The sequence below is a fragment of the Microcoleus vaginatus PCC 9802 genome (genome assembly GCA_022701275.1).
Taxonomy (GTDB): Bacteria; Cyanobacteriota; Cyanobacteriia; order Cyanobacteriales; family Microcoleaceae; genus Microcoleus; species Microcoleus vaginatus_A.
In genome coordinates, this window is sequence record CP031740.1 from 1,624,118 (window position 1) to 1,637,084 (window position 12,967).

Here is a 12,967-nt window from a genome sequence, read left to right on the forward strand (position 1 = left end):
CCGACCAATATCACAACTCCTTTGGTTATTCTAAATCTCAGCGACAGCTCGTTCAATCAAACGGCGGGCGAGAGTTTGAACACCAGTGTGTTCGTAGTAGTTGGTAGTCATGTCGAGGAATGCGCCCACGTAGTCCACCTTGTCTGCTGAAATATCTACAAAATTCTGCAAGTGGCCGAGTACGTTTTGCGGAGTCAAACCTCGATCGCCCACAAAAGAGCTCATCCAGCCAGAAACCGAGTTAAAGCTTTCGCCAATAAAGCCGAGTTGGCCGGCGGGAGAGCCCCCTGGAATCATGCCACCGATAGCATTAAATGACGGATTGGATTGCAAATCACTAGGAGAGAGCTTTTGAATCCAAGACTGGGCGGCGAGGATAAAGTCTGGCCCCAAAGGAATCAAACCGTCAAAACAAACCAAAGCAGCCATCCGCATCAGGGATTCGCCGCCGTAGTCGCCCAAGGATGCAGCAAAATCGCCGATGCTGTCGCCGGGAATGCCGTTGATTTGGCAAAAAGCGAGCAACTCAGTGACTAACTTCAGAGAAAGGTCGATCGTTTGAGCTTTTTCTGCCTTGGGAGTGATATTGCCCAGCATGGACAAAAACGGCACATTTTGGGCGACTTTGTTAGCGAGGGCGGCAGTGCCCAAAGCCTTGTCGGCGTTGTCAATAGTTTGGTAGAGCCAGAGAGCGCGCTGGTAGCCCTCAGATTTATCGTTGTAGAGGTAGATGGCGCGCTCGCCAATTTGCTGAATCAGTTCTTCGTCAGTTTCGCCTGTAACGGTGCGAATGGTATTTTCAAAGCCAACTAAATTGTTCCACTCGCCGGGAACCACAAAGTCAAGCGCTCGCAGGGCTTTGACAGTCATGTTGTCTTGAGGCAGTTGATCGACTAATTCAAAGACTGTTTTGCTCACAAAAAACTCCTTATACTGGAACGAAAATCAAAGGTATTACTTTTGGCAGATTGCAAAACTTCACAGTCTCATTGTGGCAGACTTAGTGATGATAGCGCCAGACTTGAGTCGGGCGCGGAGTTTGACAAAAGAGATTGCTACTTGAGGCGGGCGAGGCCACCCAGGTTAAATTTTGACAGCCAAGCTTCCCTATCGCTAGCGGTAAAAGAGGTAGTGCGGGATTGAACTTTCACCTGATAGCGATTTGCCACTAAAACAGCGGTACCATTAGCACCCTGATTAACGGCGGGATAGCCACTGATTTGCTTGGTACTTTGCTTAAATTTTGCACCTGCGTTGGGGTTGCCGGCGATGTCGTTAATCGAGAGAACCGCGACATTTTTACCGCCTTTGTTCAGCTTAGCTTCAGCAAAACCGGATTTTTCTTGAGCAAAAACGCGATCGAATCCACCGCCAGAAGAGGGGAAATATTTATTTAACTTACCGCCGGCAACTGCCTTCTTGGGCAGGTTTTGATTACTAGCACTTGATTTGTCAGCAGTTGTCTGCTTGGCTTTAGCAGGTTTTTGGGTGCTTTCCTGCTGGGCTTTGTCCCAGCGTGATTCGGTTTGGGTTTGACCGCAGGCGGTCACTAACAGCAATACCGAGATCAGGAATGGAGCTAAGATGCGGCGTGCGGGGGAAAATTGCATCGCTGTCTCCTCATTAGTAGGTTTCCATAACAATTGTGGCTTAGAATTTGGCAATTTGTGTGCTCTGATCGGATGATTTGTCTTCTTTGCAAAAAAATCCTCTGCCTGCCGACAGAGGATTTTTTTGCAATTACGAGTTTTGAAGGAAGAAAACTGAAAGATTGCTCCACAGATAAATTCTGGGGATGGGGGTAAAGAAACTAAGTTTTCGGATAGCCAGCAATCTCAAAACAATTTTTGCTGATTTTCTCTAGATTTATCTAGAAATTTCAGAGCAATTGTTCGTCAATTGTCTTACTTCGGCTTTCCAACTTAGGTCTTACTTTAGGGGTAAGGATCAGGCGTCGCTTTCAATGTAGATAAACAACAAACCCATTACCACAACCGGCATCAGCCAGGTGATTAGCGGAATCATGATCCAAGGCAAGAAAGAAGCAGCGTAGGAACCTGTCATATCAAATTCTCCAAACTAAAGTTAGTGTGTTCCAACAGGGATATTTGGGAGTCGAGTCTAATTATTGACTAAACCCCGGAAAATGGCATCGAGGCCATTAAAGTTTTCGAGTAAGAAGTAGGCAAGAAAGACGCCGCCCATCCCGCCAATGAAGAAACCAGCGGTATACTGGCTCCACCCTTCAGAATTTCTGAGGGCATCGGGGGTCATGGGATTAGCGCTAGGGTAGCTGGTGTTGTCTTGTTTGAAAGAGACTAAACCGTAAAGAGACAGACCTATTGTGCCAAGCAGAACTAAGACGAGGGCTGTATATAATCCGCCGAGATTAGCTGCTTCTCCATAATCCCGCAGGGGTCCGAAGACGATTTGGGGGCCGATGAGGAAATAACCGTGTGCCAAACCGATTTCTAGACCTCGAACTAGGGGCGAGAGTCCTTTGCGGTAGATGGGCAAGTTCCCAAGGTATGCTTTTGTGAAATCAGAAGCACTGATGGGGGTGGCTAGATGACCCGTGAAGGGGTCGCCGTTAAAGGGTTTAATAAGCTCTGCATCTCTGGGATCGGGCATATTCTGTTTGTCCTCGCAGTTTAATAAAGTTGAGGCGTTCAAGTCATATTTTACGCAGGGAGGTGTTTCCTATTTGCATAATTGGCAGCAAGCTTTAGAAAAGTTCACTATTCTTTAGTTTTTGGAAGAATTTTTCTTTTGCCTCTTATACCAGAAAGCGAGTCGATCGGGCGACACTCCTAGGAAATAAGCGATGATTACTATTTGATTAATGGCGGTGGTTTTGATGACCCCAAGCTGCTGCCAGCGACGGGCGGAGGTCTGCACTGGCTGGGGTACTATTTCAATGCGGCCTTGTTTTTTCAATCGGCGCACGAATTCAAAGTCTTCCATGAGGGGCAAGTCGGGAAAACCGCCGATTTTCTCAAAGGTAACTGCGTGGAGGAAAATAGCTTGGTCGCCGTAGGGCATTTCCAAAAAGTTCGATCGCCAGTTTACCCCTGTTTCTACCAGCCGGAGGCTGAGCCTGCAGGCGTCAATCTTGAGTTCAAAGGCACCTGCTACAGCAGACGGGTTAGCTAGTACCTGACGCGCGCTATCGTCGTACCCGCGAGGCAAAAGAGTGTCTCCGTGGAGAAACAGCAGTATATCTCCAGTAGCTGCCGCAGCACCTGCATTCATTTGGGTGGCGCGGCCTGGGGCGGTGGAGATAACTCGCACGCCCAAAGATTTTGCTATATCTGCTGTACCGTCGCTGCTGCCGCCGTCGGCGACAATTATTTCGACATTTTTGGCCTCAAGGGCGGTGGAGATGACTCGGGCAATTGTAGGTGCTTCGTTTAAGACTGGAAGGATAATGGAAATTGTGAGATTGGGATTTTCTGGCGACATACAGAATTAAGCAGCCCGTGAGAGAGGGCGGGTTTTGTACAAAGCTTATCTGTTATTTAGCCAATTTTTTACGCCGGGTTCGCCCCTACATTGGGCCTTAAGATGGGAGGGCGAGTTTTGTACAAAACAGAGCTGTTAGTTGCTAATTTTTTACGCCGGGCCCGCGCCTACATTGGGCTTTCCTCTGCCAGGGCGGGTTTCGTACAAAGCAGAGCTGTTAGTTGCTCATTTATTTGCTAATTTTTGGCTTTTTATCGCGCCTGGGACTATTGTCCCAAGCGCTGCCTAACCACTACTGATATTCAGCATTTGGTTAGACAAATACACTTACTATATTATGATCTTCTGGTTTAATAATCAAGTATTTTTCTCAAATTATATATGACAATTCCTAATAAGTGAGAAACCTTAAATAGACTTTAGTTCTTTCAATATATTAATATCTAAACCGAGGAGGTCTTCTGGTAGATCGATATCTGCAAGAGTGGGAAGATAAGCAATATTGAGGTCTAGCTTTTGCGCGATCGCCCGCGTACAAGCAAATACTTCACTGGTTCCCCAGTGAATGCCAGCGAACAATTCCGGTATCGATCGCCGCAACCCTATCAGATAATAACCTCCGTCTTGGGCGGGGCCCAAAACTAAATCATGTTGGCTCAGTTTCTCAAAAGCTTGTGCCATGATTTCTGCCTTCAAATCAGGACAATCTGTACCGATTATTGCAGTTTTTTCCGCCCCTGAATTAAAAGATTTTTCAAACGCTGCTGTCATTCTTGCGCCCAAATCGCCGTCTATTTGATTTTGACAAATAATATCAGTTCCCAACCAGTCTTGCATCAGTTGTTCGCTGCCGCCGGCTCGGTGAATTTCTACCGATAATCGGCGGGATTTTTCGAGAGAGAGAGCGCAGGCGATCGTCCGTTGGGCCATCAAGCGGTGAAGGTTGGCAGCGCCTGTTTTCCCCAGCACCGGAATAAGTCGAGTTTTGGTTGTTCCCGGTTCGGGATAGCGGGTGAAAACAATCAGTTTTTCGGACATCATTTATAGTTATTCATGAGTTTTAAAGGCACAAGCCCCAGAGACGCATAGGAAGAGAAGAGAAGGAGTGGACAACTGATTCACAGATTGCCGATCGATGTTGGTGGGTTAGGCAATGATTTAATTTAATCGCCGCGCCCAACCCACCACACAATAAATTTACTTAAAAATAGCCAGCGGTTAGCTCATTTCTAGCATTCGCTGGATCGGCTGCAAGGCTGCTAGTTGAATATCTAGGGGCATGGTAATTTCGGGGGTTTGATTTTTTAGGGAGAGATACAATTTTTCCAAGGTATTTAATCTCATGTGCGGGCATTCGTTGCAAGCACAGTTATTATTGGTTGAAGGAGCGGGGATGAAGCGTTTGTGCGGAGCTTGCTTTTGCATTTGGTGAATGATTCCCGGTTCAGTCGCGACAATAAAAGCTTGGCTGGAAGAGGCTTGAGAATATTTGAGCAAAGCGGTGGTGGAGCCGATGTAATTAGCGTGGCGCAGCACAGGAGGTTCGCATTCTGGGTGGGCAATTATTTCGGCTTCGGGATTTTCGATTTTGAGTTGAACTATCTTTTTTTCTGAGAAGTTTTCGTGGACGATGCAGGCTCCTTGCCAAATCTCCATGTTTCTACCGGTTTGCTCCATGACGTAGCGGCCGAGATTGCGATCTGGCCCAAAAATTATCGGCTGATTTTTCGGAATTTGGTTGACAATTTTAACAGCGTTAGAACTGGTGCAAATTATATCGCTCATTGCCTTAATTGCGGCGGTACAATTAATGTAGGAAATTACTAAATGTCCTGGTCGATCGGCTTTGAAAGCTGCAAAGGCTTCGGGAGGGCAACTGTCGGCGAGGGAACACCCAGCATTTAAGTCTGGCAACAATACTAATTTGTCGGGATTGAGAATTTTTGCGGTTTCCGCCATGAAATGAACTCCGGCAAAAACTATGACATCGGCGCTGGTGTTGGCGGCTTTGCGGGCAAGTTCTAGGGAGTCGCCAATGAAGTCTGCGATGTCTTGAATCTCGGAGTCTTGGTAATAGTGAGCGAGAATGACGGCGTTCAACTCTTGTTTGAGGGCGTTAATGGCTGCAAACAAGTCGTTGGGCAGTCGGGTTTGAGTGAAGTTCGGAGCAGGTGCGGTGGTAAACACAGTTAGAATATTCCGGGGAAGGTGGCGAAGACAGCTAAAGTGTATTTTGAATTATAGTTGAATTCACCAAAAAGTGCTGGCTGTTCAGTGGAGCCCATCTAATATCTCAAATCTAAAATCCAAAATATGCTGCGGGAGAGTGCAAAAATTGGTCGCTGTTTCTTATGCTGAGTAAGAAGGGGCTAGGGATCGATCGCACATAACAAATGAAATGAATAAAGCTAAATCTATCAAAATTGCGGTGGTGGGGGACGTTCACGATAGCTGGGAACCTGAAGACGGCGAGGCCCTGAAGCATCTGGGCGTTGATTTGGTGCTGTTTGTGGGGGATTTTGGCAATGAGTCGGTGGAGGTGGTGCGGGCGATCGCCCAATTGGACATTCCGAAAGCAGCGGTGTTTGGGAACCACGACGCTTGGTACACCGCGACAGAGTGGGGCCGCAGTCAGTGTCCTTACGATCGCGCTCAAGAAAATTGGGTACAACAGCAGTTAGATTTAATGGGAGAAGCTCACGTCGGTTACCGGAAGCGTGATTTTCCAGAATTGGGCGTAACAGTCGTGGGAAGCCGCCCGTTTACTTGGGGGGGATCGGAGTGGAAGTACGCGGATTTTTACTCGGAGTGGTTTGGGGTAGAAAGTTTTGAGGAGTCGGCGCGGCGCATAGCAGGGGCTGCGGCTCTGGCGGACTGCGAAAATGTGATTTTTTTGGGTCACACGGGCCCGACGGGGTTGGGAGAGGCTCCTGAAGACCCCTGCGGGCGAGATTGGAAGCCGCTGGGAGGGGATTGGGGCGACCCAGATTTTGCCGAGGCGATCGATCGAACTCGTACCACAGGAAAGCACATACCGCTGGTAACTTTTGGTCATATGCACCACAAACTGCGGCACACGAAGCACGAGTTGCGGAAGTCGGTGGAGGTGAGTGCGGAGGGTACAGTTTATTTGAATGCCGCCAGCGTACCGCGAATTGTGGAGAAAGACGGCTCGAAACTGCGGAATTTCTCGATCGTCCTGCTGGAAAATGGAGCAGTGTCGGAAGTGTCTCTGGTTTGGCTGGGGGCAGATTTCGCGGTGGCCTTAGAACAAATTCTTTATCGGGGCGCTGAATCTGCGGCTATTTGTAGTTAGAGACAATTGCTGGTATGATAAAATGAATGCGCCCGGAGAGGTGGCAGAGTGGTCGAATGCGCCTGACTTGAAATCAGGTGAACCGCAAGGTTCCGTGGGTTCAAATCCCACCCTCTCCGTTTTTGAGAACTAGCAAAAAGAACTGGCAAAAAAAACACCCCCGCAGGGGTGCTGTTGCTTACCAGGTAATTTTTCTAGCCAACTGAGTTAACTAAAGCCTTCTTCATCCGCCGGGTCGCCGTAGGGGTCTTCGCTCGCGGGGATCACATTGCCGAACATTCCAGCATCCGCTACGTAGTCTGCCGGGTCGCCGTAGGGGTCTTCGCTGGCGGGAGTCACGTTGCCGAACTGTGCGTAGTCGGTACCGGCGTCGTCTGCGGGGTCGCCGTAGGGGTCTTGGCTGGCCGGGGTCAGGTTGCCGTACTCTCCGTACTCAGCCGGGTCGCCGTAGGGGTCTTCGCTTGCCGGAGTCACGTTGCCGTACTCTCCGTACTCAGCCGGGTCGCCGTAGGGGTCTTGGCTGGCTGGAGTCACGTTGCCGTACTGTCCGGGATTTGAGGCATCTTCGTAATAGCCGTCAGGATCGACTTGCTCGCCGTCTGGTCCGACGATCGCATCTTTTAACTTCCGCAAAAATCCGTCTACCATGATAAAGTTCCTCTTTTTTATGTGTGGAAAAACGAGTGTTTTAGATTGAGAATCCCAGATTTAATTGAAAGTCACGGAACCTGCAATCTAAAATCTCAAATGCTTAGACTACTGTGCGGGAACAGGACTTGTAGCTTCCGGCAAGGTAGTAAGGTCTCGACCGGTATTTTGGTTGTTGTACCCCTGGAATTCGCGGTAACGCGCTGCCTCGGACTCCGGAACTTTAATTCCTTCAGACGGGGGCGTTACCCAGACCGCGCGATTCTGGGCATCGCGGTAGTAAACGCGACCGTTTTTGGAAAGGTAATGTTTTCCCTGCGGCCCCTTTTCTTGTTTATTTTTGTGCTGATTGTAGATGTAGTAAAGGGCGGCTGCTCCTGCTAAAGTAATCCCTACTTTTTGAGCATTGTTCAGTCCTTTTTTCGCTTGTGGGGAAGGAGTAGGGCGGCGATTAGTTTGCACTCCTCCAGCGCGAGTGTTGTCAACAGGAGGCGGGCTAGCGGAATTTGGCTCGCTAGAACCGCAAGCACTCACAAATGGAAAGGTCAGCAGCGTTGTCAGCAGCAGAGCCATGAAGCGCGATCTTTTGGGTTCGGGTTTGATTGTGTTCATTGCCGCTCCGAATTGTCGGGATTACAGGTAGGGTGTGTTCTGGCGAGGTTGAGGAACCTGAGCTGCTGCCAACAGTTTTTAGAGTAAATTAATTTCTCAAAGCAATTTTGACAAAAGTAGTTGCTGAGAACTTAACAGCGCAGGTACGGTATTGCCTTTGTATTTAATCATCCTCAAGTCTCTCGAAAATTGGCTCATTCCAGGGATATAAATAAAGTTTCTTTTATTTCAGTCTGGAGGTATATGCAAATGCGCGCCTTCGGGTAAGAATAAATTCCGTTTGTGGACTGCTCACAGCAAAGTGAAGCAGACGGACGGGACGAGTCCGAAACTCAAAGCAGCACTGGCGAGGGAAAAAAGGCGGGATTTATAAGTCCGGCGGTGTTTAATTGCGCCAGACTGCTTGTGGGAGATGCCGACAATTTTGTTGTGGAAATTCTGGAGAGGTCGATCGCAGTATTGTAGAAATCTATTACCCGCGAGAGAAAGCTGCCGAAGCTTTTCAGATATTTATGAAATTAAAGAATTTATTTACTGCTAGATTGTCCATCGCAGTTGTATTTACTGCGGCTAAATATCTAACTTTTTCAAATCAACCAAACCAAGTCAAGGAATTGCTGCAAACCAAACAGTGTCCCGAGTGCAATTTCAGCAAGGTCCACCTAACAGGATTAGACTTGCAAGGAGTCAACTTGCAGGGAGCCAACCTAGAAGGTGCTAACTTATCAGGAGCAAAATTGACCAATGCCAACCTCAAAAATGCCAACTTAAATAGAGCCACCCTGACGGGAGCTGATTAGGGCTGTGTCGGCATCACCTTCAACCTTGAGGCTAATGAAAAAGAAGCAAATATGGATTTTAATGTCACCGCTGTTCCACAGCAGAATGACCCAGAAAATGCAGTAGTTGGTTTCAATATGAAAGCAACGGATCGAGGAGGGACAATGGGTTTTAACCTCATGGGATGCGCTGACTTCTTGAATGCTAGCTTGCAAGAAGCTAAAATGCCTGATGGCAAAATTCATCCTTAGTAAGGCCAGCGAATACTGTTTAAATCAAAAGAAAACCGCCGCCTGACAAACAGCCAGCGGTTTTTTAAGAAATGAACTGCCCGCCTAAAATTAGTGAGCAGAACCGTTGCCGTGATACTTGTCAGTATCGTAGAATCCGTTTTTTGTACCGAAGAACAGACAGCAAACTGTGAAAACTGCTGTCAAGACTGCTAAAACTAACTTAACGTCCATAATTTACCTGCTGTTGTTGAGTGAGTGCAAATACTCAGATTGTAGAATCTTTTTGGCTGGCGCGGCCATCTACCAGCGTAGCGCCAGATTTGCTGGGCTGTACTCTGGTGCGGCAGTTTCCGGACGGCGAGACGATTCGGGGAATTATTGTCGAAACCGAAGCTTACGGCCCAGGAGACCCCGCTTGTCATGCTTACCGACAGCGAACTCCTCGCAATGAGGTGATGTTCGGGCCTGCGGGTATGAGCTACGTTTACTTAATCTACGGGATGTATCACTGTTTTAACGTGGTGACGGATGCAGAGGGAGTTGCTAGTGCTGTGCTGGTTCGAGCTTTGCAGGTAGATGCAGTTCCCCAACAATTCGCTGGAATTCCCGAGAAGAAGCGATCGCGCCTCGCCGCCGGGCCTGGGAAACTGTGTAAGGTGCTGGATATCGATCGAACTTTAAGCGGTTTTCCCTTGGGTGCAGGCCAACCGCTGCGGTTGGAACACCGGAGCGAGAACTTTCAGCAAGCTGTGGAGGAGGGTACAATAAATTTTGTCCAAACTACGCGGATCGGGATTTCTCAAGGAATTGATTTGCCTTGGCGGTGGTATGTAGGGAACTCTACTGCTGTGTCACAACTCTAGTAATGTCAAAGGTGTCAGTGTAAATTTTGTCGCTTATCTTAGTGAAATTATGGCTTACTCTTCTGAAAATCCGATCGTACAACTCAAAAAATGCCTAAGCCTGGTTCAGGATGTTAGCACTCACACCGAAGCCAACCGGGCTTTCGAGCAATTGTGTGGGATTATCGATGCTGAGAATCCAATGGCGGCGCAACTTTTGGAGATGCTGTGGGAAGAGGCAATTATGGCGAGGCGATCGGCTTTATTTTGGCAACAAATGAGCGATGTTGAGAAAGATATGGCTAATAGAATGATGGAAAATATGACGCAGATGCGGCAGAATTATTTGCGGTTGATGCAAGAAATGTAGGCAGTAATTGGTAAGTCTGTGTTTGTAGTGAGGACTTTAGTCCTCTCTTTATCAATAAAGTTTTCTAGATGTAGGGTGCCTCAGCGCTGATATTTGAGGAGGCTCAAACAGTTTGTTTCCGAGGCGCCCTACAATAAATTCTGCTACTTCATTAAAGCAGCGCCGCGGTTGTAAAGTTCCCGCGCATAATCAGTCCAAGTTCCCTGTCCCCAATAGCGGAAACAGCTTGTTTGTAGCAGCAAGTTGTAAAGCAAAGCTTGCTGGTATTCCAACTGCTTGGTAACTGAAGCATCTTGCTGCACCAGGGGGTCGTATTTTCTGTGAAATGCAGCGCTGAGTAGATTCATCGGTTCTAACACGTTTTCGTAGCCTTTTACCCAACTCAAATCGTTAGTCCAAGAAGCACCATCCATGTGAAAATTATGGTCGGTTTGCTTGAGTTGGGCGATCGCACTTTCCACTTTTTCCGGTGTCGCACTATCAGGATCGACTAGGTGCCACATTTTGTGCTGGTTAATCCCCTGACAAATCGGATAATCTTCAGGATTAACGCCCGCCGCTTCAATTATCTCCAAATATTCAGTGCCGTTTAAACCAACAACGCCGGATTTTCCCCCGCCTTGTTCGCGGTTTTCGTGCCAAGCTTTGACAAAGGCGCTGGGAAATTCATTCATCATCACGCCGCCATTTTCGCCGTCGGCAATCTGAGTGACTAAAGAAGGAATTGTAATATTGCCAATTTGCTGTTTATTGCGTCCTTTCGCTTCGTAATAAGGCTGCATTTGACCGACCAATTTCGTATCCGAACCTTGGGTTTTAATCAAAGCCGTGATGCTGATTGTTTCGCCGTGAGAGTTGCGGGCGACTAAACGGTTGGGAATATATTTTTGGTCTTGCGACAATCCCGAACCGTCGGGATTTTCTACTGAATGTTCCTGCACCATCAGCCAGCGATAGCCGCATTCTTTCAAAGCTTTGATGTATTCGTAAAGTGTATCTGGGTGATTTGGAAAGTGCATTTCCGGGGGCGAAAAACCTTTAACGCGCTTCAGGGCATCAATGCCAAAAATTGCCGCAAAATGATGTTGCCATGCTTGAATTTGGAGTTTAATGTCGGGAATGGGAGTTGAGGGAATGACGGCGTGACTCCACATTGTCCCCAGCCATTCTACGTGGGGTTGATATTGAGGATCGCAGGTAATCCGCTTGAGATTATCAAAGATATCGTCGCGTCCCATTTGGCGCAATCCCCACAATAAATTGCCCGAATAGTCGAGCATAATTCGCGGGTTGCAGCCTTCGGCAATCAGTTGTGGGATGAATTCCCCCATGCGAGAATAGCACCAAGCAAACACTCCGGCATTGTGGTTATCTCCTTGGTTGGGATGTTCAAACATATTCTGGAGATTGCTGATCAGTTCGCCGTTTGCACCTGCAGGAATTGTCGGTTGGTGCATATGGAGGGCGCAGGCGAATCCGGCTTGAATGTTTTCCAGGCGCAGATTTGTGGTAGGTAGAAAGACAGGCTCGTTGCTATTGGCTGCGGCACTGATTTCTGCTTCCGAGCCGCAAATATTGGGCAATCCTGAGTTGATTTCTTGTAAAATCGGTAAATTGGGAGATTGTGCGATCGCAGGCATAAATTTTTCTCAACAATTGTGGAGGGGCGTTGTCTGCTATTGCTAAGATAGCTAGATACTTTAACAGTAGCAGAGGAAGTCTGCAAAAGATAAATTTCACAAGATAAGTCCGGGAGCGTGGAAGCCCCAAATCACGGGTCAAATGTTTAACACATTTCAAGTAAATAGGCGAGGTATATTATGAAATACGAAATCAAGGTTTTGGAGCCAACGGATTTGTGGTACATCCAAAATAACATCAATCCTGAAACCAATAAATTTTACCATCCCACTAAAAATATTCCGTTGGTTCAGCAAGCGGAAATTAACTTGAACAATTCGGGAGTGATCATTCAAAAAGGTGCGCTGCATTGGTGTATGGGAAAATTGACTTCCGGTGTTTATAAAACGGATAACCGTTTGAAAGATATGTGGGTATCTTTGACAACGGAAATGGACTACAACGCTCCCGTATATCAAGGGACTGGTACGGTGAAACTGGAACCGAGACAAAAAGGCCATTTCCTGCATTATACGCCGATCCAGCTTTCGGATGCGGAGCAGTGGGAGTTTGATGACGGTATCTTTCAGTTTTGTTCGGACAATGTAGTTATCGGTGCTAAAAAACTGAAATTCCGACAAGTGGCTGCTTCTAATGACGGTAGGTGGAGAATTGCTGTTACAGCTTTGCGCGATCAAAAAGCTACTGTTGTAGCAGCTACAAATTCACCGGCTAAGGTTGTCGAACTCAGACAAGGTGAAACTTTGATAGCTGATTGTGATTTGGTTAAAGGATTTACCAAGGGGATTGAAGAAGATTATCGAAAATTAGGTCATTTTGGCAAAGGGGGTGGAGAGGGTTATGTTTGGTATTATCAGGGGAAAGGTAAATTATTAGTATGTGAAAATGATGCTATGGGTTTGGGTTGAGTTGTTTCATTTTTAAAGTAGAGGTTGCTGGAGCAGGGATCGCGGAATTTTATTGGGCAAATATACTAAAAAAATTACGCGAAACTATAGACGCTAGCATAAAAAATCTGGCAACATTATTTTCAGGGTGCAGTTGGAGCGAACTGAGATTTTAC

The 12,967-nt window shown here is 47.4% G+C and carries 17 protein-coding genes and 1 tRNA gene; 8 read left to right on the forward strand and 10 right to left on the reverse strand.

From position 1 onward, the window contains the following. Window positions 1–30: 30 nt before the first annotated feature. The 7 genes from D0A34_06760 to nadA form a co-directional block, all read right to left on the reverse strand. Window positions 31–918, reverse strand: coding sequence for a hypothetical protein (locus D0A34_06760; GenBank protein ID UNU18612.1), 888 nt, complete (start codon window positions 916–918; stop codon window positions 31–33). A 137-nt stretch (window positions 919–1,055) separates the two neighbouring features. After that, window positions 1,056–1,610 (reverse strand): hypothetical protein, encoded by a 555-nt coding sequence (locus tag D0A34_06765; protein ID UNU18613.1) that lies wholly within the window; start codon window positions 1,608–1,610, stop codon window positions 1,056–1,058. A gap of 337 nt (window positions 1,611–1,947) precedes the next feature. Next, a complete protein-coding gene (locus tag D0A34_06770; GenBank protein UNU18614.1) occupies window positions 1,948–2,064 on the reverse strand; it encodes a photosystem I reaction center subunit VIII in 117 nt (38 codons plus the stop codon). Window positions 2,065–2,121: 57 nt separating this feature from the next. Further along, window positions 2,122–2,631 (reverse strand): photosystem I reaction center protein subunit XI, encoded by a 510-nt coding sequence (locus D0A34_06775; GenBank protein ID UNU18615.1) that lies wholly within the window; start codon window positions 2,629–2,631, stop codon window positions 2,122–2,124. Window positions 2,632–2,745: 114 nt separating this feature from the next. Next, window positions 2,746–3,462, reverse strand: a complete 717-nt coding sequence (locus D0A34_06780; GenBank protein UNU18616.1) for a glycosyltransferase — start codon at window positions 3,460–3,462, stop codon at window positions 2,746–2,748. Window positions 3,463–3,870: 408 nt separating this feature from the next. After that, entirely contained in the window at window positions 3,871–4,500 is a 630-nt protein-coding gene (locus D0A34_06785; GenBank protein ID UNU18617.1) for a glycosyltransferase, read from the reverse strand. Window positions 4,501–4,680: 180 nt separating this feature from the next. After that, window positions 4,681–5,649, reverse strand: coding sequence for a quinolinate synthase NadA (gene nadA / locus D0A34_06790; GenBank protein UNU18618.1), 969 nt, complete (start codon window positions 5,647–5,649; stop codon window positions 4,681–4,683). Window positions 5,650–5,860: 211 nt separating this feature from the next. Here nadA and D0A34_06795 point away from each other — a divergent pair, with 211 nt between their 5' ends. Both D0A34_06795 and D0A34_06800 read left to right on the forward strand, forming a co-directional pair. Continuing rightward, window positions 5,861–6,778: a TIGR04168 family protein gene (locus tag D0A34_06795; protein ID UNU18619.1), complete on the forward strand. Its 918-nt coding sequence runs from the start codon at window positions 5,861–5,863 to the stop codon at window positions 6,776–6,778. A gap of 34 nt (window positions 6,779–6,812) precedes the next feature. Next, window positions 6,813–6,897: transfer RNA gene (locus tag D0A34_06800), tRNA-Ser, on the forward strand. Window positions 6,898–6,985: 88 nt separating this feature from the next. Here the strand turns inward: D0A34_06800 and D0A34_06805 are convergent. Together D0A34_06805 and D0A34_06810 are read right to left on the reverse strand one after the other, a co-directional pair. After that, window positions 6,986–7,426, reverse strand: coding sequence for a translation initiation factor (locus tag D0A34_06805; protein ID UNU18620.1), 441 nt, complete (start codon window positions 7,424–7,426; stop codon window positions 6,986–6,988). A gap of 108 nt (window positions 7,427–7,534) precedes the next feature. Further along, the gene (locus tag D0A34_06810) at window positions 7,535–8,038 is read right to left on the reverse strand and encodes a hypothetical protein (protein ID UNU18621.1); all 504 of its coding nucleotides are present in this window, start codon (window positions 8,036–8,038) and stop codon (window positions 7,535–7,537) included. A gap of 282 nt (window positions 8,039–8,320) precedes the next feature. Between D0A34_06810 and D0A34_06815 the strand changes: the two genes are divergently transcribed. The 5 genes from D0A34_06815 to D0A34_06835 all read left to right on the forward strand — a co-directional run bounded on the left by D0A34_06815 (window position 8,321) and on the right by D0A34_06835 (window position 10,263). Then, on the forward strand, window positions 8,321–8,503 hold the full coding sequence (locus D0A34_06815) for a hypothetical protein (protein ID UNU18622.1): 183 nt from the start codon (window positions 8,321–8,323) through the stop codon (window positions 8,501–8,503). A gap of 47 nt (window positions 8,504–8,550) precedes the next feature. Further along, window positions 8,551–8,838: a hypothetical protein gene (locus D0A34_06820; protein ID UNU18623.1), complete on the forward strand. Its 288-nt coding sequence runs from the start codon at window positions 8,551–8,553 to the stop codon at window positions 8,836–8,838. Window positions 8,839–8,889: 51 nt separating this feature from the next. After that, complete coding sequence (locus D0A34_06825) at window positions 8,890–9,069, forward strand: hypothetical protein (GenBank protein ID UNU18624.1); 180 nt, start codon at window positions 8,890–8,892, stop codon at window positions 9,067–9,069. 233 nt (window positions 9,070–9,302) lie between these two features. Next, window positions 9,303–9,914, forward strand: coding sequence for a DNA-3-methyladenine glycosylase (locus D0A34_06830; GenBank protein ID UNU18625.1), 612 nt, complete (start codon window positions 9,303–9,305; stop codon window positions 9,912–9,914). A 49-nt stretch (window positions 9,915–9,963) separates the two neighbouring features. Next, window positions 9,964–10,263, forward strand: coding sequence for a hypothetical protein (locus tag D0A34_06835; protein UNU18626.1), 300 nt, complete (start codon window positions 9,964–9,966; stop codon window positions 10,261–10,263). Window positions 10,264–10,406: 143 nt separating this feature from the next. Here the strand turns inward: D0A34_06835 and D0A34_06840 are convergent, their stop codons facing one another. Further along, window positions 10,407–11,903: a glycosyl hydrolase family 57 gene (locus D0A34_06840; protein ID UNU18627.1), complete on the reverse strand. Its 1,497-nt coding sequence runs from the start codon at window positions 11,901–11,903 to the stop codon at window positions 10,407–10,409. A 180-nt stretch (window positions 11,904–12,083) separates the two neighbouring features. Between D0A34_06840 and D0A34_06845 the strand changes: the two genes are divergently transcribed. Further along, window positions 12,084–12,812 carry a hypothetical protein gene (locus D0A34_06845; GenBank protein ID UNU18628.1) on the forward strand — a complete coding sequence of 243 codons (729 nt, stop codon included), beginning with the start codon at window positions 12,084–12,086 and terminating at the stop codon, window positions 12,810–12,812. The last annotated feature ends 155 nt before the right edge of the window (window positions 12,813–12,967 follow it).